Origin of the sequence: Novosphingobium sp. MMS21-SN21R (assembly GCF_031846015.1) — a bacterium.
Lineage (GTDB): Bacteria > Pseudomonadota > Alphaproteobacteria > Sphingomonadales > Sphingomonadaceae > Novosphingobium.
The window spans coordinates 2,120,018-2,138,530 of sequence record NZ_JAVRDU010000001.1; the positions used below are offsets into that span (position 1 = coordinate 2,120,018).

The window sequence follows — 18,513 nt, forward strand, 5'->3', positions numbered from 1 at the left end:
ATAATGGTTCCTGACCGGCGCCAATTTTTGGGCGCCATCGCTGCAACGGTGGGAAGCATGGCCGTATCGGGCCAGCCTGCGCTTGCGGTGACACCACCCAGGGAAATCGAGGTTTCGCCTTTTGCGAAGCCGACGCTGCCGCTTATGGTTCAGCGCGCTGTGGCAACGCTTGACGCCCATGGCCGAAATATCCGCCACCGCGATCTTGTCGGCTTTGTCGATTTTTCTCAGGCATCGCGCGAGACACGGTTCCACCTGATCGACATCGAAGGCGGCAAGGTGCTGTCGTCCCACCTCGTGTCGCATGGCAGCGGGTCCGATCCCGCCAACAGCGGCTGGGTGCAGCGGTTCTCAAACGCGATGGGTTCCAACGCTTCAAGCCCCGGCGCTTTTCTCACCGGCGTGACTTACCACGGCAAGCATGGCCGTTCGCGGCGACTGATCGGCCTTGAAGCGGCCAACAGCGCGGCGATGGAACGTGGAATCGTCATTCACGCTGCGTCTTACGTTGATGCAGACATGGCTCGCAATCAGGGCCGAATTGGACGAAGCCAGGGGTGCTTCGCATTTTCCAGCAACGACATTGACGGCGTGCTGGAACGTCTCGGCGAGGGCCGTCTGCTTTTCGCGACAAAATAGTCGCCTGTGGCCAACCAGACACCAACAAAATATCAAGCTAATTCAGTAGGTCATTGCCCTCCTGAACCGAATACTTCTCATTTTGCAGATGTCCGCACCCTGCCAAAATAAGCAGCCATTTCGGTTGAGTTTAACATGGTCAATTTCGAGTTAATTACAATTGTTGCAAATGAATAAATAGTTGAACCTCGAAGATGGGACTGCGGGGCACGGGCATAAACGCCCGGTCGCCGCATTCGGGATAGCACTTCGGGGGCCATGTAATGAAATTTGGATCGTTTTGGGTCGCGGCTTCGGCCGTAGCCGCAGTCGCACTTGCGCCGAGCGCAGCTCTTGCTGGAACACGGGCAAGCACCACCAATGTTACTCTACCAGCCGCCAGCGGCGCACAAGGCCCCAAGGGCGGCTTTCCCAACTCGCCCGGCCTGGTCATCGCCAACATCAAGGCCAATAGCAACGCGGCATTCAAGCGCCCCAAAAGCAACGGCACCTGATTTCCACAAAACGCAAGCAAAGCGCCTCGTCAGCCCTGCTGGCGGGGCACTTTCGTGTCCGGGCACTGTACAAGCCGAGCCTTGAGCGCATCGAGAAGCCATGCGCGCGCAGGGCCCATTGGACAGTCGCGGCGCCACAGGGCGTGGAACCGGTAGGTCACGCCAGGTGCCTCGGGCAGCGCGAGGCGGACCAGCCTGCCTGCAGCCAGATCCGGCTCCACCACATGAAACGGCATATTGCCCCAACCGATGCCCTCACGCATCAGCGCATGGCGCGCGCCAAGATCGCCCAATCTCCAGGTATTGGCGGAAAGGACCGAGAAATCCTTTCCCGCCGTCAGCCGCGAGCGATCGGTCAGGACCAGTTGGCGATGCTTGCGCACTTCGCCGGCCGGAATTGTGCCCATGCGCGCAAGCGGGTGATCCGGGGACGCAACCGGAACCATGTCGATGTCGCCAATAGCGATGCGTTCGAGTTCGAATTGCGGGATCAGCTCGGGCCCGCCGATGCCGAGATCTGCCTCCCGGTCGATCACCAGCGCGGCAATCGCCCCAAGCGCCTCGACATGGAGCCGCAGCCTGACCGTGGGGAACACCTGCTGAAACTCGCGCAGCACGCTGGCCACGAGGTTGGTTGGGAACATGACGTCCACCGCCAGACCAAGTTCTGCTTCCAGTCCTTGTTCGAAGCCCAGCACGCCTGCCATCAGCGCGTCGACATCGTCGGCCACGGCGCGCGCCTGCGCCAGCACGGCCTTACCAGCATCGGACAGAACCGGTCTTTTTGATCCTTCGCGGTCGAAAAGCGACACCCCCAGTTGTGCCTCCAGCGTGGTGATGCCGTAGCTCACCACCGAGATGGCGCGACCAAGCTTGCGCGCTGCGCCATTGAAGCTGCCCTCGTCGACGACCGCGAGGAACAGGCGCAACTGGTCAAGCGTTGGCTGGCCGACGTTCACGGGCAAAACCTTTCAGTTTCATCGAACATTCCAAACAGTTTTATCGGGATATTCCGATTAAACGACAAGGCCTATCTCGGCTGCAACAGGACGGCCCGACCCAACTCATCGATCGGTTTTCCTGACCGGAGAAATCACATGACCCTGACCACCGCGACCAAGGCGCATATCGAACTTCGCCCCTTTGCCACGCTTGGCGCCGCCGACCATGGCTGGCTCGATGCGCACCACCACTTCTCGTTCTCGGAATACCATGATCCGGAGCGCGTCAACTGGGGCGCGCTGCGGGTGTGGAATGACGACCGCATTGCCGCCCGCACCGGCTTTCCGCCGCATCCGCACCGCGACATGGAAATCATCACTTACGTGACCAAGGGCGCGATCACCCACAAGGACAGCCTTGGCAATCAGGGCCGCACCGAAGCGGGCGACGTGCAGGTGATGTCTGCGGGCACCGGCATCCAGCATTCGGAATTCAATCAGGAGGACGAGGAAACCCGCCTGTTCCAGATCTGGATCATCCCCGACCGCCGCGGTCACGCACCAAGCTGGGGTGCTCGCCCCTTCCCCAAGGATAGCCGCGATGGCCGCTTCGTCCCGCTGGCTTCGGGGATTGCCGGTGACGAGGACGTGCTGACGATCAACGCCAATGCCCGTGTGCTGGGCGCAACGGTCAAGGCCGGTGAGACCATCCGCTATGCGCTGACCGAAGACCGCCATGCCTATCTCGTCCCGGCAACGGGCCGCGTGAAGATTGGCGATGTCGAGGCCAATGCCCGAGACGGCGTGGCGATCACCGGAGTGACCGAAATCGTCGTTACCGCGCTGGAAGACGCCGAGCTTGTCCTCGTCGATGCCGCGGCGCTGCAATGACCAGCCTGTTCCCGCACATTTCCCCTTCTCGATTTTCTGCAAGGACCGATCCCATGACCTCCACCACGTATGAAGGCGCTCCGGCGTCCTCCTCATCCACCTCTGACCTGCTCGCTGTTACCGGGCGCGTGCTCATTGCCGCCATATTCGTCCTTAGCGGCGCGTCCAAGCTTGCCGATCCCGCCGGAACCATCGCCTATATCGAAAGCGCGGGCTTGCCGCTGCCGACTGTCGGCTACGCAGCCGCCGTCGCTGTCGAACTGATCGGCGGTCTGTTGCTGGTCGCCGGGTTCCAGACGCGGATCGTGGCTCTGGCCATTGCCGCTTTCAGCATCGCGGCCGCATTCAGCTTCCACGCCAACCTTGCCGACCAGAACCAGTTCATCCATTTCTTCAAGAACATTGCGATGGCCGGGGGCCTTTTGCAGGTCGCCGCGTTTGGTTCGGGCCGCTTCGGCTTCGATCGCCGCTGATTTTCCGTGAGGGGCTTGGCTGATGGCTGGCCCCTGCCCTTTCTTTTCAATCAAGGAGTATCCCATGACTCGTACCGCTTCTGCCAAGGTCGTCCCGCTGATCGTTGATCGCTGGAGCCCGCGCGCGTTCGATGGCTCGGCTGTGCCGCAGGACGATCTCGACGTGATCTTCGAAGCCGCCGGCCTTGCTGCCAGCGCTTACAACTACCAGCCGTGGCGCTTTGCCTATGCACACAAGGGCGATGCAAACTTCGAGGCGTTTCTCTCGGCGCTGGTGCCGTTCAACCAGTCGTGGGCCAAGGATGCAGGCGTACTGGTGTTCGCGGTGTCGGACGAGTTCATGCGGTCGGACAAGGGCAACAACCCGAACCACAGCCACAGTTTCGATACCGGCGCGGCCTGGGCCAGCGCGGCGCTGCAGGCATTGTCGCTGGGCTACCACACTCATGGCATGACCGGCGTCGATTTCGACAAGGCAGCCGAAGTGCTCAGCGTACCCGAGGGCTTCCGTGTGGAAATGGCCTTCGTCATTGGCAAGCAGGGCGACGCCGCGCAGCTGCCCGAAGGCCTGCGCGAGCGTGAAGTGGCGAGCGACCGCAAGCCGGTGAGCGAAATCGCGTTCGCAGGACCGTTCACGGCCTAAGCGACCTGTGGCGCCGTCCGCGCGTATTCGCTAAGGGCGGCGCCATGCTTCGTATCAATGAACTCAAACTGCCGCTCGATCATGCCGCCGAAGACCTTTCGGTGGCGATCTGTACGCGGCTGGGCATCGAGGCCGCTGAGCTCGAGCGGTTCCAGATTTTCCGGCGGGGCAACGATGCGCGCAAGAAGCATGCGATCCTGCTGACTTATGTCGTCGATTGCGTGGTGAAGAACGAGGCGGAAGTTCTCGCGCGTTTTGCGAGCGACCAGAACGTGCGCGCCACGCCCGACACGACGTACAAATTCCCGGTCATTGCGCCTGATGGCTGGGCTGGAGTGCGCCCTGTCGTGATCGGAGCGGGTCCGTGCGGATTGCTCGCGGCGCTGATCCTCGCGCAGATGGGCCTCAAGCCGATCATCGTCGAGCGCGGAAAGGCCGTGCGCGAGCGGACCAAGGATACCTGGGGCCTGTGGCGCAAATCTGTGCTGACGCCCGAATCCAACGTCCAGTTCGGCGAAGGCGGTGCAGGCACGTTTTCCGACGGCAAACTCTACAGCCGGATCAAGGACCCTCGCCAGCTTGGCCGCAAGGTGCTGGTGGAGTTCGTCAAGGCAGGGGCGCCCGACGATATCCTGACCGAAGCCCACCCGCATATCGGCACGTTCCGTCTTGTCACCATGGTCATGTCGATGCGCGAGACCATCGAGAAGCTTGGCGGCGAATACCGGTTCAGCACGCGGGTGGACGATTTCGAGATCGAGACAGCGGCAGACGGTACGCGCCGCATGGCGGGCCTGCACTTGTCGGACGGCAGCTTCCTGCCCGCGCGGCACGTGATCATGGCGGTTGGCCATTCGGCGCGCGACACGTTTCAGGTGCTGTTTGACCGGGGCGTACACATCGAGGCCAAGCCCTTCGCTATCGGCGTGCGGATCGAGCATCCGCAAAGCTGGATCGATACCGCACGCTATGGCCCGAGCGCGGGCAACAAGATCCTTGGCCCTGCGGCCTATTCAATCTCGCACAAGTGCAAGAACGGGCGCACGGTCTATTCTTTCTGCATGTGCCCTGGCGGGCGCGTCGTCGCTGCCACCAGCGAGGAAGGGCGCGTCGTGACCAACGGCATGAGCCAGTATTCGCGCGCGGAATTCAATGCCAACTCCGGGCTGGTCGTGGATATTGACCCTACCCAAGATTACCCCGGCGGGCCGATGGCGGGCATCGCTTTCCAGCGCCATTGGGAAAGCCTGGCGTTCGAGGCAGGCGGACGCGATTACAAGGCGCCGGGCCAGAAGCTCGGCGATTTCCTTGCCGACCGGCCTTCGAGCGAGTTCGGCAGCGTGATCCCGAGCTACCAGCCCGGCGTGCACCTGACCGAACTGAACAAGTGCCTGCCCGATTACGTGATCGAATCCATCCGCGAAGCCCTGCCCGTGTTTGGCCGGATGGTGCCAGGCTACGACCACCCCGACGTGGTTATGACCGGCGTGGAAACGCGCACGTCAGCGCCCGTGAAGATCACGCGCGGGGCCGATTGCCAGAGCCTCAACACAGCAGGACTTTATCCGGCAGGCGAAGGCGCGGGTTATGCGGGCGGCATTCTTTCCGCGGCGGTTGACGGGATCAAGGTTGCCGAGGCGCTCGCCGCGCAATTGCTCAAGTGAGCGCCCGGCATTTCGACGCGATCGTGCTTGGAGCGGGCGCTGCGGGCTTGATGGCGGCGCTTACCGCAGGGCAGCGCGGCAAGCGGGTGCTGCTGGTCGATCATGCCGATGAACCGGGAAAGAAGATCCTGATCTCGGGCGGCGGGCGCTGCAACTTCACCAATATCCATACCGCAGCCGACCGCTATATCTCGGAAAATGCCCATTTCGCGCGGTCTTCGCTAGCCCGTTACACACCTGCAGACTTCATCGCGCTGGTCGGCCGCCACGGCATCGCCTGGCATGAAAAGACGCTTGGCCAGTTGTTTTGCGATGGTTCGGCCAGAGCCATCGTCGAAATGCTGATGCACGAATGCCGCGAAGGCGGTGTCAGCTTTGCGTTCGGCCAGCCCATTTCCGCGCTGGACCATGGCGATGGCCTGTACCGTGTGACGATTGGCGGCCTGGAGCATCATGCGCCTTCAGTGGTGCTGGCAACCGGCGGGCTGTCGATCCCAAAGATGGGCGCGACCGGCTTCGCGCTCGACATTGCCCGGCGTTTCGGCCTGCCGGTGGTGCAGACCCGCCCCGCCCTTGTGCCCTTCACGCTGGGCGAGGACGAGGCGCTGTTCAGATCGCTCTCCGGCCTCTCGGCAGAGGTGATCGCGCGGGCAGGCAAAGCCGCTTTCCGCGAGGCTGCGCTGTTTACCCATCGCGGACTGTCCGGGCCTGCCATGCTTCAGGTATCGTCTTACTGGGAGCATCGCACGCCGATCCATGTCGATTTCCTGCCTGACGCGGCCGGCGACTGGCTGCTCGATGAAAAGCGCAATCGCCCGCGCGCCACTTTGCGCTCGGTGCTGGGCCGCCGTCTCCCTGAACGGCTTGCCGATACGCTGGCTGACCGGATCGGGCTTGAAGGCGAACTGAGCAATTGCCGCGACGCGGCCTTGCGCACCGCGCAGGACCAACTCGCACGCTGGGAATTCACGCCCAACGGCACCGAGGGCTATGCCAAGGCCGAAGTGACGGCTGGAGGCATTTCAACGCGGGCACTTTCGCAAAAGTCGATGGAATCCACCAAGGTTCCCGGCCTGTTTGCCATCGGTGAAGCGGTGGACGTTACCGGCTGGCTTGGCGGCTACAATTTCCAGTGGGCCTGGGCGAGCGGACACGCGGCGGGCTCATCCGTCTAACCGTCAATCAGATCGAGATAGGCGACCACTTCGTTATCCGTGGCGAGGAACAGCCCGGCCTGTATCGCTTCGGGCTGGGCGGCGGCCAATTCCAGCGCCTGAGAAAGCGGACCGTAGCACAGTGTCTCTGCCGATCCGCCGTCCGGCCCGTCGCCAAGATAATAGAGCCGCACTGTAGCGTCCTGATGGGTCGTTCTCATGCAGCACGCCATGCCACCGTCACGGACGCCTGTCATCATCGTGCGAAGAGCCGACGAAGCCAGAACCATTCATCCAATTTTAATCCGCCAATTCGTTGATCGCAAAGCACACCCGCGACAAGGTGAAAAAGGATAGGGTGCCTGCCTCGACGTCGTTCGGATCAGAGGTCATGGTCGGGCTGGGGAATATCGCGTCAATGCCGGAAATCTTGCGAAGCAGGCATCGTTCTGCCGCCACTGACATGCCGAGGCATGCCAGCGCCGCCTTGCCTTGTTCATGCAGGGGTGTTGCCGCGTGAACGCATTGCGCCTCAAGCTGTGGATTGCGCTGGCCTTTGTCCTGATGATCGTGGCCATTCCCGGTGTCATCGCCAGCCATGCGCTGAAAGTGGTCCGGGCACAGTATAGCCGGGCCGAAGCTTCGTCGCAAAGCCTGAGCGCCTACCAGCGCCTCGCCGTGCTCGGCTATACGCTGCATCAGGAGCGGGCCGTCGATCCTGCGGCGTTCCAGCGCGATATCAAGCTCTATGTCGACGGCGTGCGCTCGCACGTCCTCAATACCGAGCGCTACATCAATGCCGAAATACGGCTGATCAGCGAAACGCCGCTGCAGCGGACCAAACGGGCATCGCGTATCGAGGAGGAACTGCACCAACGGGAAAACCTCCAGAAAATCGGCACAAGCCTTGAGAAATCCTTGCGCGGCCAACCCGACACGGTTTGGGAAGATCTGGTTTTCGAGGCGATCAAGAACGAAGAACGCGAATCCCGCGAGTTCCAACGCGGATCGATCGACACGTTTTCCAGTGTTTCGGACACGCTTTCGTTGACGCTCACATTTGTCGGCATCTGCGGCCTGCTTGCGCTCATCTGGGTGCAGTTGCAGATCATCCGTCCGCTCGGCAACTTGTGGCGCGGCACCAAGGCGATGGCCGACGGCCGTTACGACGAACGCGTGGATGTTCTCGGCACCACGGAGTTTCGCACGATCGCCGACAGTTTCAACACCATGGCTGGGCGTGTCGGTGATGCTGCCCGGACGATGCAGCAGACCAATGAGGAGCTCGAGCGCGCGGTCGGCCGACGCACGCTGGAACTGGCAGCTTCCAACCGTTCGCTCGAACGCGCAAACCGGCTGCGCCAGCAATTCCTCGCCGATGCCAGCCACGAGCTGCGCACGCCGCTTTCGATCATGCGGAGCGAAGCCGAAATCACCTTGCGCGACCGGGCGGCCAATGTCGCCGATTTGCGCAGTGGCCTTGACAGGGTGGTGCGTCTCTCGGCCCTGATGGGCGAGATGATCGAGGATATGCTCAAGGTTGCCCGCGCCGAAGAGCCGATGCTCCACGTCAGCATCGAACCGGTAGACGTGGTGGCGGCGGTGCGTGGCTGCATCGACGATTTCCATCGCCTGGTCGAGGCCGACAACGGCAGCATCGTACTCGTCCGGTCGCCCCCGGAACTGTTCATCGAAGGCGACAAGACCAGGTTTGATCAGGTCATCCGGATCGTCGTCGATAACGCCGTCTGCTATTCGGAAAAAGCGCCGCAGATAGAGGTGGCTATTTGCGAGGACGAGGGCCAGGCACTGATCACCATTGCCGACAAGGGCGATGGCATATCGCCCGAGGATATCCCTCACCTGTTCCAGCGTTTCAGGCGCGGCAGCCGCAGGGCCGGGAGCGGAGAGGGTCTTGGCCTTTCGATTGCACGCTCAATCACCGAAACTCTTGGCGGAACCATCGGCCTTGAAAGCAAATTGCAGGAAGGCACCACCGTATCGATCCGCCTTCCCCTGCTGCCGGGGCCAGTGCCGACTGACGGGAACAACCAATGAAAATACTGATCATCGAAGACGAAGTGGAGCTTGCAGGCGCCCTGCACCGCGGCCTGACCCAGGAAGGTTTCAAGGTCACGCTTGCCACCGATGGCGCGACGGGGCTTGAACTGGCAAGCTCGCTTGCTTTCGATTTCGTGCTGCTGGACGTCAATCTGCCGGACATGAGCGGTTTCGATGTCTGTGCACGGCTGCGCACAACAGGGCTTGCCACTCCGATCATCATGGTGACGGCGCGCGATGAAGTGGCCGACCGTATCCGCGGCCTCAAGGGCGGTGCGGACGACTACCTGCCCAAGCCGTTCGCATTCGAGGAACTGCTGGCGCGCATGGACGCGGTCAAGCGCCGGATCGAGCGGCCGAGCGGCAGCCCGATTCAGGCAGACGGCAGCGTGTCGGTGGGCGATCTCCATTTCGATCCGCGCACGATGGTGCTGACGCGGGCTGGCACACCCCTGCAACTTACAGTCAAGGAAATGGGCGTTTTGCGCCTGCTGATGGAATCGCCCGGAACGGTCATTTCCCGCACAGAAATCCTGCGGCAGGTCTGGGGCGTGGAGGACGATCCGCTGACCAATATCGTCGAGGTCTATCTCAGCCGCCTGCGCCGGAAGCTGCACGCGCTCGGCCCGCCGGTGGTCGAGAACGTGCGCGGCTTTGGCTACAGGCTGACTGCCTGATTCACCGGGAGCGCGCCGCGCTCCCCATTCGCATCAAAGCCCGAGCCAGGCGCTGAGTTTCGGGATCCTTTTCAGGATAGCGCGTTCGATCACGAAGATGCCGGCGAGCGAGAGTGCCAGCAATGGCAGCAATGCGGCCAGAACGCACAGCGCGACCCACACGCCCTTCCCGGCTGTTCCGGCGCGCATCTGCGGCGGCGCACCGACCATTCCCGCAGGCTTCCTGCGGCGCCACATCACAAACCCGGTTATGCTCATCGCCACCAGCATCAGCGCGGTCAGCACACCGATGGCCTGATTTATCCAGCCGAACAGCTGACCCTCATGCCACGCCACGCCGTAGCCGATAACGCGGTCGATCGGGTGCTTCTCGGCAAAGCCTTCGCGCGTGATTTCGCGCCCGGTTTTCGCGTCAAAAGTGATCGACACACGCAAGGGGCGGTTCTGGGTGTCCGAACGGACTGTCCAGGCTGCCTTTGCCTTCTGGCCGAGCTTCGCGGGCGCGCCAGGCGGCGAAACGATCACGGGAAAGGGCAAATGCTCTCCCCTCGCCTTGGCGACGATCTCGGTGAGGAAGACGCCAGCCGGACCGTGCCCGGTGTGACCCGTCACCGTGTGTCCCATTGCGCTGTGGTCCATGGCGCCGCCTGCCGCCATCATCGCACCGTGATTGTGTTCGGCGTGTTCGTCGGCGGCGGGATCAGGGGCGGGCGCGCGGCCGCCGATGGTCCAGTCCTGTACCCCTTTCTGCCAGCCCATCTCGGCGCGCACCGCCTTGAAGGCGCTGCCCCAGACGTCGGCCCACGGCAGCCCCGTCACCAGAAGCACAAAGGCAAGGCCCGACACCCAGAAGCCGGTGACGGCGTGAACATCACGCCACGCCGCGCGCGAGCCGAGGTGCAGTCGCGGCCACAATACGCCCGCAAGTCCCCGACCGCGCGGCCACCACAGATAGAGGCCGCTCAGGATCATCACGATCGCCCAGCTTGCAGCCAGTTCAACCAGCCAGCTTCCGCGCGGCCCCAGCAGGAGCTGGCCGTGGATATCGTGCACCACCTGCATGATCCGCCACTGCGGATCGAGCGCGCCCAGCACATCGCCCTGCGGCGAGACGAAGACGTCGCGCATTTCGCCATTGGGCAAACCGATATGGACCAGCGCGGCATCGCCTTCCTCGCGGGGGAGACGGTAGGTATGGAAGCGGGCGCCTGGAAATTGCTCCAGTGCCGCCTCCACCTGATCGTCAGGCGACACCGCGCCATACATGGGGAACGCAGCATAGGAGCGCTCTTCCCACGCCTCGACCTGCGGCTTGAACAGATAGATCGCACCGGTGATCGAAAGCAGCACGACCATCGGCATGACGAACAGCGCGGCATAGAAATGCCAGCGCCAGATCGTGCGATAGCGCGCAGGCGTGCCAGCCAAGACCACGCTCACAGCCGCAATCCTGCTTCAACCAGAAAGGTGCGCTGCGGATAAGGATGGAATACCCACGCCCGGTCGTTCGTCAAATTGTCCACCCCTGCCGAAACACGAAACGCCTCGCTTACCGTCCAGTTCACCCGCGCATCGAGCGCGAACAGCTCCGAGGTGAAGCCGAATGTGTCGCCGCGCTGCTGCCCGAACAGGTCGGTGTTGGGACGGCTGGCATAGCGCATGCCCAGCGAGGCCTGCACGGCATCGCTCAGCGCATAGCGAATGTTCCCGTTGATCCGCCAGCGCGGGATCCGCGGGAACTGCACGCCTTCGGCCAAAGTGTTGGACGGGTTGCGCAAGGTCTTTGAATCGATCCACGCACCGTTGAGGTCGATGTCCATGCCTTCGAACGGCCAGTCGCGGGCTTCGCCGATCAGTTCGAAGCCGAACTGGCGTGTCAGGTCGATGTTCTTGAAATTGCTGGTCAGAACGCCGTTCTGGTTGAAGCCCGTGAACGAGAAGATCGTGTTGCGTACGCGCTGATAGAACGCCGAGCCCGTCAGCTTGAAACGCCCGAAATCGTGGCCGATCAGCAGGTTCGCATCATGGCTCCGTTCCGGCTTCAGGTTCGGGTCAAAGCTGTTGGGGTTGAACGTGCCATCGCCGTTGAGGCTACCCTGAAACAACTCGCCCACGGTGGGATAGCGCGTCGCCGTCGCAAGGCTGAGTTGCATGGTCGTCGCATCGGGCAGACGGTATTCGAACGACAGGCTGGGATCGACCGAGTCATCGGTGCGCGAAGCATAGCGGTTGGACACCTGCTGGCCCGCGACCGCCCCGGTGCCGAGCCGCTTCAGACCGCCTTCGTAAGCGCGCCAATTATCATAGCGCAGCCCCCCCGTCACGGTCAGCGCATCGAACAACAGCCGCGCTTCGGCCCAGGCCGAAAGCTGCCGGGTCTTGCCAAAGGTCTGCGTTGCAAACGCCTTGCCCGCCGCGCTGCGCCAGTCGGCCAGAGTGTATCGCGTCTGATCGTTGCGATAGGCGTTTGCGGTTACGCCAGCCGCCAGTTCGTGGCTGCCGGACTTGTTTTCGACCAGCAAGTCGGCGGTCCACCACCCCGTCGGGTTCTGCCGCGCCAGCGTGCCCGCGCCGCCGCTCACCCCGGTTGTATAGCCGTTGGAGGTGAAGCCGTCAGACTTTGCGATCTGGTAGGTCGACACGGTGAGCCGCGCCGTGGTGTCCTCCGCCAAGGGTGCGGCGAGCTTCAGCCCGGCCAGCACCTCGTCACGCACGGTCTTCGAGAAGGTCGCGCCCGAGGCGGTGTAGCTTTGCGCGCCGATCCGAACCCGGCCTTCACACACAACCACCCCCGCCGCATCGCGCAAATAGCAGTCAGGCGCAGTCTGGCTGTCCTCGTTGTGCCAGTAGGCGAACAGGAATTGGCCTGTCAGGTTGCCGTCATCGTACCCGACCTTGAGCTTCGCTTGCGCCTGCGTGATCCTTGCCGGCGATTGTGCAGCAAAATAGGGATTGGTTGCATTGCCCGGAGCGCCGGGAATACCTGTCCCGTCAGCTGTCGCGCGAACATGCTCGGGATCGGTGATCGCGCCGGTGACGACAGTGCCACCCGACCCCGCCACCGGAATCAGCCCCAGAAAGGTCATCGGATGGCCGGTGTTGCGGAAGAACCGCCCGGTCAGCCGGAGCGACCAAGGTCCGTCCTTCTGCTTCAGGCCGAACCCGGCCTCGGCCGACCCGCCCCAATAACTGTCGTGGGTGGAAAACTCGTCATAGGGCTGGACCATGCCCTGCACCGTGGCAAAGGCCTCGGCTTCCTTGGGATCGCGCGTGGTGATGTTGATGATGCCGCCCATCGAATTGCCAACGTAGCGCGAACTGTAGGGTCCATAGACGATGTCGAACTGCTCGACCTCGCCCGGCCCGACAACGCCCCATTTGGGTGCGAAGCCGAAGCTGTTACCGAGGAAGTTCGATACGACGAAGCCATCGACCATCACCAGCGTACGGGCGCTTTGCGTCGAATGGGTACCGCGAAAACCGGGAACGCCGTTGCTGTCGCCCGAGTAGCGTTTGCGCACGAAGAAGTTGGGCGCATATTTCATCAGGTCTTCGGTGTTGAACGCGTTGATCGCGGCGAACTGTTCCTGTCCAAGACTGACCGCAAGTCCGCGCGGCTCGATCTCGATCGGCGCATCGCGCTGGCCGACGACGAGGATCGACGTGGGGCTTTCCTCGGCCAGGACTTCTTCGGCAAAGGCCGTCGTGATCGAAGCGGGGAAAGCAAACGTGAGCGCGCTCGTAAGCGCGAAATGCGAAGACTTCATAGAAAACTGTGCCTGAAACTGCTGCTTGGCCTGTCGTGCCAGCGCGTCTTGCAACCTTGAGCCGTTACGGCCCGTTGTGGACGTGTCAGACGAAGAGCGGCGGCGCGCGCAATGGCGGGCGGATGCGCCGTGCTGGCGCAACGCGCGGCACCGAAACCGCGCGAACGCCGAGCAGAAGAATGAACGCAAGCGCCAGTGCCAGAAGGTCAGGATCGGCACCGGACAATGCCGCGAACGAGAGCGCGGAAAACGCGCAACCTTCACTGGCCTTGGTCTGCACCTGCGCTTGTCCGTCAGATTTTCCGGGAATGACAATCTGCCGCGCAGCCGAATGGCCGCCACTGGCATCGGCACAAACGGCCACGGTCAGGATATGGTTGCGCGTTTCAAGCATGAACCCGGCAGGGACCAGCGCCTTGATGGCAAGCGCGGTCACGATGACCGCAAGGGCCACCCACCGCCGTGCCAACAGGAAATGTCGAAAGGCCCCCATATCGCGCCCGCCCCTAGCGTTCACGGCGCGATCTGTCACGCTGGACATCCATTAAAACAACATGATCATCGCCTGCATCAAAAAAAGCCGCATACCCGGTTGACCGCTCTCCCGCCTCCGGTTAGGAGCGCGCCCTGTCTTGCAGAGATAACCAATCTGCACCACGGGGCGGAGTAGCTCAGCTGGTTAGAGCAGCGGAATCATAATCCGCGTGTCGGGGGTTCGAGTCCCTCCTCCGCTACCAGGACCGTTTCCAGCACGGTCCGCAAGCTTCCTCAAAGTTCCACGAAATTCGACGTACGGTTGATGTGCGGTCAGGCGCGCTGCGGGAGCACGCGGAATTTTCGCGCAGGCGTCAGCCACTCTGCTTGCACAGCCGTCGTCAAGGCGGCGGCGATCAACGCACCGGGTTCAATGTTCGCGCCCGGTGCGCCAGAACATGCTGATCAGGGGTTCCAAGAGGTAGTCGAGAACGGTTCGCTTTCTGAGCGTTGCCAACATCTCCACGGGCATGCCTGCATGAATTTTCGTGCCGTGCTTGCCGCCGTCCGTGATCGATTCAATCTCGGACCGGGGAACACGGGCTTCGGCGGAAAAGTACCGGATTCCTGTGCGGTCATCGGTCAGTGCATCTGCTGAAATGGTCGTGATCATTCCGGTCATCTCGGGCCTGCCGCGATCATGTATGGTCGGAAACCGGACGCGGACCTTGCTACCCACATGAAGATCCTGCGCGTTTTCGGCACTGAGCTGTGCCTTCACCACCAGTTCCTTGTCCTGCGGCACTATTTCCATAAGCGCCTGCCCTGGCCCCACCACCGCGCCGACCGTGAACACCGAAAGCCCGACGACCTTGCCCGACGCCGGGGCACGCACCACGGCGCGGCCAAGTTGTTCGCGCACGGCAGCAAGGCGGGGCTGGATCTCGTCGATCTGATGCAAGACGTCGCGCAATTGCTGTCCGGCTATCTGCGAGCGGTCCCGGTCGATGACCAGCGCTTGCATCCGGTTCTGGCCGATGGATTCCCGCGCCGCGGCGATCTCCGCCGAGCGCTGACCGCTGTCGCCTTCTGTCGCGGCGATGGTGCGTTCGAGTTCGCGGATACGATTGGTCGAGGCGAAACCGCGCTTGTTGAGTTCACGCAGGCCTTCGAGTTGCAGTTCGAGCGACTTGCGCTGCTTTTCCAATGAGACGGTCTGCGCGGCAAGACCGCCGATCCTCGCGCCAATTTCCGACGATTGCTGACCAAGCACCGATTTCTGCGCCTGCGCCGTGCCTCGCTGTGCGTGATGCAATGCGCTCTGTGCACGCATCGCCTCTTGCGCGAGCGGCATGTCCTCTGGCGGAAGGCTGGCAAATTCCGGAGGATTCGCAAGCTGTCCGGCGCCCGTCGTTTCGGCCATCAGCCGCGATCGTTCGGCCAGGAGCATGAAATACTCGTTGGTCAAACCGCGCTCCGACGCCTGCAATGTGCTCGCCGATATGGTGAGAAGCGGCTGGCCGCGTGACACCTGGCTGCCTTCGCGTATCATCAGGCCGGTCACGATACCGCCCTCGCGGTGCTGCACGGCCTGACGATTGCCCGAAACGGCGATCTGACCTTGCGCATATGCGCCGGCGTCGAGCGGTGCGAACGCTGCCCAGCCGAGAAAGCCGATGAAAAATGCGCCGCCGACGAGCAGGGCAATTCGCTTCTCAGGCGCAGGGTCGTCCTGAAGATTGACGCGGCCCGACAGGTCTTCGATCCTTAACGTCTGCATCTCAACCGGCCTCTGCTTCAACCAGGCGGGGCTTGTCCGTGGCCGACTTGTCATTGGGCATCGCCGTCTCGGTTGTAGCGGCCTGCATCGCCGCCTGTTTGCCGAGTTCGCGTATGACATCGCCCGATGGTCCGAACAGTCTGACCTGCCCGGCTGCCATTACGAGAAGCTTGTTCGCCCCCGCCAGTATGGCTTCACGGTGCGCAGCGACGAAGATGGTCGCTCCGCGCTCGCGGAATTTTGCAATCGCGCCGATCAACGCGGCCTCGCCTTGGGAGTCCAGTGCCGCATTCGGTTCATCGAGGATCAGGATCGAAGGGTTGCCATAGAGCGCGCGGGCGAGCGCAATACGCTGCCGCTGGCCTGCTGAAAGGCCTTCGCCATTCCAACCGATGCGCATATCATAGCCACCGGGGAGCGCGCCGATGATCGAATGAACGTCTGCGATCTGGCTGGCTTCAAGTATCGCCGCCGTCACCGCATCGCGGTTGGAATCGTCAGTTTTGGTGAAGCGCGAGATGTTCTCGGCAATCGTGCCGGGAACCAGCGCGCAGTCCTGCGGCAGATAGCCGATATGGCGGGCCAGGACATCGTGATCCCAGTCCCGCATGTGAAACCCGTCAAAGCGCACGTCGCCGCGATCAAGCCTGATGGCACCCGCCACGGCCCGCAGCAACGTGGACTTGCCCGCGCCCGAAGCACCGACAATCCCGAGGAAATCGCCTTTGTCGAGCGCAAAGCTGACATTGAACAATATCGGCACCTGCGCGCCTGCGGGCACGACCGTGAGGCCGGAACAGGTCACGGCGCCTTGCGGCACCGGGAGTGCGAAACGATCGTCCTCGGCCTTTGCCGCACCGCTTTCGAACAGCTTGCCGAGCAATTCGATCGACTGACGAGCTTCGATAATCATTTTCCATGATCCGACCACTTGTTCGACCGGCTGAAGCGTCCGGCTCATCAGGACCGAGGCCGCGATTATCGAACCGGCGGAAATCTGGTGATCGACCGCCAGCCATGCGCCGATTCCCAGAGCCACCGATTGCAGGAACAGGCGCAGGAACTTGGTCAGCGCGGCATATTCGCAGCTCTTGAATTGATGCACGCGCGTTTCTTCGAGTCCGAGGTGGCGGGCACGGACCTGGGCGTCCACCAGAACAGATCGCATGCCCAGCGCGCGAATGACTTCCGCAATCGCGCCAAGTCGCTCCTGCGCGGCGTAACTTGCCGACATCATCTGCATGGCCTGCTTTGTGCCGGCAGACGTCGCGCGCTCGTTGAGGATGGTAACGCCGAGGAGGAGCAAGGCGGACAGCAGCACCGCGATTCCCAAAACCGGGTGGAGCAGGAAAGCGATCAGGACATATATCGGGGTCCACGGCAGGTCGAACACCGATGCCGCCGCAGGCCCGGACATCGCCTGCCGCAGGGAATCGAAATGACGCAAGGCCTGTGCGCTGAGCAAGGCGTCATTGGGGCCAGCAGGCTGCGCGAAAGTGCGGTCGATGACCTTTTCCGCCAGTTCCCGGTCCAATCGCAGACCGGCACGAATCAGGATCCGCGAACGCATCGAATCAAGCAGTGCCAGCGTCGCAAGGGCAAACGCAGCGACCAGCGTCAGCCAGATGAGCGTGATGATGCCCCCTGTGGCGACCACCCGGTCATAGACCTGCATCATGTAGATTGTGGGGGCGAGATACAGAATGTTGACTAGCGCACTGAGCACGGCAGCGAGCCTGAGATGCTCGCGGCAGGCACTCACCGGACCATCAAGTACCGGGGGCAGTTCGATACCGAACATGCGCATTGATCATTCCACCCCAGAATCAATCAGCCACCTTCAGGCGCGTGGGCGGGCTTCAGAACATGTCCGATGCCCGCCGACGCAAGCCTATATGAAGATCAGTGCGACTAATTGACGACAATTGGGTGACCGTTCCCGATCAGAACAGGATGTCGCTCAAATGCGCGGCCTGGCCGGTCTTGAGGTTGAGCTGAATCTCCATATCGTAAATGCCGTTGTGCTGCGACGAGACGCGGATGACTTGCCCGTATCCGCCGCCAAAAACGGTGGAAAGGTCGATATCAGCAGCTGTCAGACTCAGTGCACGAAGACCGATCTTGTCGACCCCGGATTGGAAATCGATGATGATGTCCCGGTTACCCAGACCAGCGACCGAATCAGACGCCCGGAGGAAGTTGAACAGGTCCGCGCCAGCTCCACCGATCATCGTGTCCTTGCCGTCACCGCCGATTAGCGTGTCCGCGCCCTCTCCACCGTTGAGGTAATCGTTGCCGGAACCGCCGGACATCGTGTCGTTGCCGGTTCCGCCCATAAGCTGGTCGTTACCGCCGCCACCGGCAATGATGTCGTTGCCGGCATTGCCCTGCAGTTTGTTGACATCGTCGGTCGGCACGGTGAGGCCGGTGCCTCCGGTGATACGGTCGTTGCCGTTTCCACCGACGACCACGTCACTTCCGGTACCCGCAGTAATGATATCATTGCCAGCACCGGCGAGAACAACATCATCGCCAGCCTTGGCAACGATCGTGTCCGAACTCGCGGTCCCGATGATTGTATCCGCGTCGGCAGTACCTGTCAGAGTGGTCATGTCAGTCTCCTTGGTTTCGATAGTTTCTCGTATCCGCCTCGAATTCAGCCATTTTGAAAAACGGATGAACTTGATGAAGTCTATAAATTTGCCAGCTTATCGCTCAAATTTTCCAATTACACAGACGAACTATTTAGATTTTTAAATAGTGTATTTTCGAATCTACAATTGTTATTTACCCATTAACCCTAACGCGCAAGCGGGTCATAAATTTTGCAAATATGTGTCCACCAGATGAATATT

The 18,513-nt window shown here is 62.0% G+C and carries 17 protein-coding genes and 1 tRNA gene; 10 read left to right on the forward strand and 8 right to left on the reverse strand.

Going from position 1 to position 18,513, the window contains the following annotated elements; genetic code table 11:
* Window positions 1-3: 3 nt before the first annotated feature.
* Window positions 4-639 (forward strand): murein L,D-transpeptidase catalytic domain family protein, encoded by a 636-nt coding sequence (locus tag RM192_RS10210; protein WP_311507431.1) that lies wholly within the window; start codon window positions 4-6, stop codon window positions 637-639.
* A gap of 263 nt (window positions 640-902) precedes the next feature.
* Window positions 903-1,133: a hypothetical protein gene (locus RM192_RS10215; protein WP_311507432.1), complete on the forward strand. Its 231-nt coding sequence runs from the start codon at window positions 903-905 to the stop codon at window positions 1,131-1,133.
* Between the two features lie 29 nt (window positions 1,134-1,162).
* Here RM192_RS10215 and RM192_RS10220 read toward each other — a convergent pair whose 3' ends face one another.
* A complete protein-coding gene (locus RM192_RS10220) occupies window positions 1,163-2,092 on the reverse strand; it encodes a LysR family transcriptional regulator (protein ID WP_311507433.1) in 930 nt (309 codons plus the stop codon).
* Between the two features lie 138 nt (window positions 2,093-2,230).
* Here RM192_RS10220 and RM192_RS10225 point away from each other — a divergent pair, with 138 nt between their 5' ends.
* The 5 genes from RM192_RS10225 to RM192_RS10245 all read left to right on the forward strand — a co-directional run bounded on the left by RM192_RS10225 (window position 2,231) and on the right by RM192_RS10245 (window position 6,920).
* Entirely contained in the window at window positions 2,231-2,965 is a 735-nt protein-coding gene (locus RM192_RS10225; protein WP_311507434.1) for a pirin family protein, read from the forward strand.
* A 53-nt stretch (window positions 2,966-3,018) separates the two neighbouring features.
* Complete coding sequence (locus tag RM192_RS10230) at window positions 3,019-3,438, forward strand: DoxX family protein (protein WP_311507435.1); 420 nt, start codon at window positions 3,019-3,021, stop codon at window positions 3,436-3,438.
* Between the two features lie 64 nt (window positions 3,439-3,502).
* Window positions 3,503-4,081 (forward strand): nitroreductase family protein, encoded by a 579-nt coding sequence (locus RM192_RS10235; protein ID WP_311507436.1) that lies wholly within the window; start codon window positions 3,503-3,505, stop codon window positions 4,079-4,081.
* Window positions 4,082-4,125: 44 nt separating this feature from the next.
* Window positions 4,126-5,745, forward strand: coding sequence for an NAD(P)/FAD-dependent oxidoreductase (locus tag RM192_RS10240; RefSeq protein WP_311507437.1), 1,620 nt, complete (start codon window positions 4,126-4,128; stop codon window positions 5,743-5,745).
* Window positions 5,742-6,920 carry an NAD(P)/FAD-dependent oxidoreductase gene (locus tag RM192_RS10245; protein ID WP_311507438.1) on the forward strand — a complete coding sequence of 393 codons (1,179 nt, stop codon included), beginning with the start codon at window positions 5,742-5,744 and terminating at the stop codon, window positions 6,918-6,920. The genes RM192_RS10240 and RM192_RS10245 overlap by 4 nt, the downstream gene beginning before the upstream one ends.
* On the opposite strand, the gene RM192_RS10250 is transcribed toward RM192_RS10245, so the two are convergent.
* Window positions 6,917-7,120 carry a hypothetical protein gene (locus RM192_RS10250; protein ID WP_311508613.1) on the reverse strand — a complete coding sequence of 68 codons (204 nt, stop codon included), beginning with the start codon at window positions 7,118-7,120 and terminating at the stop codon, window positions 6,917-6,919. The two genes, RM192_RS10245 and RM192_RS10250, sit on opposite strands and share 4 nt — an antisense overlap.
* 295 nt (window positions 7,121-7,415) lie before the next feature.
* Between RM192_RS10250 and RM192_RS10255 the strand changes: the two genes are divergently transcribed.
* Both RM192_RS10255 and RM192_RS10260 read left to right on the forward strand, forming a co-directional pair.
* Complete coding sequence (locus tag RM192_RS10255; protein WP_311507439.1) at window positions 7,416-8,957, forward strand: ATP-binding protein; 1,542 nt, start codon at window positions 7,416-7,418, stop codon at window positions 8,955-8,957.
* Entirely contained in the window at window positions 8,954-9,637 is a 684-nt protein-coding gene (locus RM192_RS10260; protein ID WP_311507440.1) for a response regulator transcription factor, read from the forward strand. Before RM192_RS10255 ends, RM192_RS10260 begins: the two co-directional genes overlap by 4 nt.
* A 33-nt stretch (window positions 9,638-9,670) precedes the next feature.
* On the opposite strand, the gene RM192_RS10265 is transcribed toward RM192_RS10260, so the two are convergent.
* From RM192_RS10265 to RM192_RS10275, 3 genes are all read right to left on the reverse strand, one after another.
* Complete coding sequence (locus RM192_RS10265; protein ID WP_311507441.1) at window positions 9,671-11,077, reverse strand: PepSY domain-containing protein; 1,407 nt, start codon at window positions 11,075-11,077, stop codon at window positions 9,671-9,673.
* Window positions 11,074-13,404 carry a TonB-dependent receptor domain-containing protein gene (locus RM192_RS10270; RefSeq protein ID WP_311507442.1) on the reverse strand — a complete coding sequence of 777 codons (2,331 nt, stop codon included), beginning with the start codon at window positions 13,402-13,404 and terminating at the stop codon, window positions 11,074-11,076. The genes RM192_RS10265 and RM192_RS10270 overlap by 4 nt, the downstream gene beginning before the upstream one ends.
* 85 nt (window positions 13,405-13,489) lie before the next feature.
* Window positions 13,490-13,858 (reverse strand): hypothetical protein, encoded by a 369-nt coding sequence (locus RM192_RS10275; protein WP_311507443.1) that lies wholly within the window; start codon window positions 13,856-13,858, stop codon window positions 13,490-13,492.
* 206 nt (window positions 13,859-14,064) lie between these two features.
* On the opposite strand from RM192_RS10275, the gene RM192_RS10280 reads away from it, so the two are divergent.
* Window positions 14,065-14,141: transfer RNA gene (locus tag RM192_RS10280), tRNA-Met, on the forward strand.
* 167 nt (window positions 14,142-14,308) lie between these two features.
* Here RM192_RS10280 and RM192_RS10285 read toward each other — a convergent pair.
* The 3 genes from RM192_RS10285 to RM192_RS10295 all read right to left on the reverse strand — a co-directional run bounded on the left by RM192_RS10285 (window position 14,309) and on the right by RM192_RS10295 (window position 18,270).
* Window positions 14,309-15,658, reverse strand: coding sequence for an HlyD family type I secretion periplasmic adaptor subunit (locus tag RM192_RS10285; RefSeq protein ID WP_311507444.1), 1,350 nt, complete (start codon window positions 15,656-15,658; stop codon window positions 14,309-14,311).
* Window position 15,659: 1 nt separating this feature from the next.
* Window positions 15,660-17,465 (reverse strand): type I secretion system permease/ATPase, encoded by a 1,806-nt coding sequence (locus RM192_RS10290; RefSeq protein WP_311507445.1) that lies wholly within the window; start codon window positions 17,463-17,465, stop codon window positions 15,660-15,662.
* A 136-nt stretch (window positions 17,466-17,601) separates the two neighbouring features.
* Window positions 17,602-18,270, reverse strand: a complete 669-nt coding sequence (locus tag RM192_RS10295) for a calcium-binding protein (RefSeq protein ID WP_311507446.1) — start codon at window positions 18,268-18,270, stop codon at window positions 17,602-17,604.
* Between the last annotated feature and the right edge of the window lie 243 nt (window positions 18,271-18,513).